The 1,566-nt window shown below is 65.7% G+C and carries 3 protein-coding genes; all 3 read left to right on the forward strand.

Going from position 1 to position 1,566, the window contains the following annotated elements:
* Window positions 1-12: 12 nt before the first annotated feature.
* The gene (locus tag AB0O00_RS38810; protein ID WP_363659382.1) at window positions 13-306 is read left to right on the forward strand and encodes a hypothetical protein; all 294 of its coding nucleotides are present in this window, start codon (window positions 13-15) and stop codon (window positions 304-306) included.
* 62 nt (window positions 307-368) lie between these two features.
* The gene (locus AB0O00_RS38815) at window positions 369-1,127 is read left to right on the forward strand and encodes a hypothetical protein (RefSeq protein WP_363659383.1); all 759 of its coding nucleotides are present in this window, start codon (window positions 369-371) and stop codon (window positions 1,125-1,127) included.
* Window positions 1,128-1,478: 351 nt separating this feature from the next.
* On the forward strand, window positions 1,479-1,566 hold an 88-nt coding region (locus AB0O00_RS38820; RefSeq protein ID WP_363659384.1), incomplete at its 3' end, for an MMPL family transporter.

Genomic DNA, 1,566 nt, shown 5'->3' on the forward strand with positions numbered 1-1,566 from the left:
GGGAAGTGACCGATGTTCCTCCTGTACCTCGCGAAGGACGACGACAAGCCCCAGCTGATCCCCAGCGCCAAGCCGACCAGGATTCCGGGGATGGACGGCACGGTCAGCACCCTTTTCGGCTACGGCCTTTGGCTGCTGGTCCTCGCCGGCGTCGTCGCGGCCGGCGTCGGCGTCTTCAAGCTCGCCATGGCGGACAAGTCCCGGCACGGGGGCGGGAGCGAGCCGTTCAAGTGGATGGGCGGCGGAATTGCGGCCGTGCTGCTGGCCGGCTCGCTCATCTCCATCCTCAACGGCATCGCGGGCTGAGGGTGGGGAAGGTACGGGGCCATCGAGGTCCTTCTCGGGTCGTGATGTGGGGCGCTGGGGCAATGTTGGCCGCCGTGCTTGGATTGACGGCTTACGCGGCTTTGACCGGCGGTGATCACCGCACGCCTGCTGCCATTCAGGGTAGTCAGCCGTCAACGCCGGTGCCCTCTTCGCCAGAACCGTCCGCCTCGGCCAAACCGGTGCCGATGTACTCCGCGCCGTCGACTTGGACCGAGCCAGCACGCTGGATCGCCGTCCCCCGAGGCTCCCGAAAGGCCGTAACTGGCAGAGAGGTTGGCTTCCCCAATACTGCGGAGGGCGCCATCGGAATGATGGTGGCCGCCTCTGGAATCAACGTCGAGGGGACTACCACCCTCCCAGAGCAACAACTCGCCGTCGCCCTCACGTACATGGCGCAGGAAGACCAGAGTTCATCAGCCCAGGAAAGGGTGCAGCAGGGTGCGCAGCGCACGGAAGCTGCGGCACGGACGTCCCTCGGATTGCCGAGCAGCGGTCCGCTGCCACGCGGCGCGTTCATGCGCACAACCATGATCGCCTTCAAGCCAATTCTGGTCACCGCCACCCAGGTGACGACCTATGTGCTGATGCGCGTCACGGACAAAGCCGGAGAACTACAGGAAGAGCAAACGATCTACACCACGGGCATTCTTGGCGCTGCCTGGCTTGATGGAGACTGGAAGCTATCCGGGCAAGCCATCAAGAGTGCGGCGGCGCAAGCCGGGCAGAAGCCGGCTATCGCCGCACCTGGTGACGCCGCTTTCAACACCGAGGGCTGGACCGCAATCAGGCAGGCCTCGTGACAAGCCGTATCGCAGCCCTGATTCTCGCGCTGGCGGTGGTCTTCGGCGGAGCGGTCAGTGCGCAACCGGCTGCCGCTGACGACGGGCTCGTCGGCACGATTGTGAAATTCGGCTGCGGGCAGACGATCGTCGGCATGGCCGACATGATCGTCGACGGTGATTGGTGTGACGAGGCGGGCAAGAAGGTCGACAAGAAGGTCAACCAGGAGTGGGCCTCCGTCTGGAACTCGGCCGTCGGCGACTGGCTCAAGGCCGGCGTCGAGATGTGCAAGGTCATCCTGCGGAAGACCCTGACGCTCGCGTTGAACGGCCCATCCCTCCGCCTGGAGGACACCGGACTGTGGGGCGCTCATGGTCGGCCTCGCGGTCGGGATCGACTACGCGCTGTTCATCCTCTCCCGCCACCGCCGCCACCTGGACGAGGGCCTGACGCCCGAGG

Source organism: Kitasatospora sp. NPDC093558 (genome assembly GCF_040683475.1).
In the GTDB taxonomy this organism is placed as follows: Bacteria; Actinomycetota; Actinomycetes; order Streptomycetales; family Streptomycetaceae; genus Kitasatospora.

Bases quoted from the DNA above. Each gene is read 5' to 3' on its own strand.
- AB0O00_RS38810 (WP_363659382.1), top strand. From the start codon at position 13: ATGTTCCTCCTGTACCTCGCGAAGGACGACGACAAGCCCCAGCTGATC.
- AB0O00_RS38815 (WP_363659383.1), top strand. From the start codon at position 369: ATGTTGGCCGCCGTGCTTGGATTGACGGCTTACGCGGCTTTGACCGGC.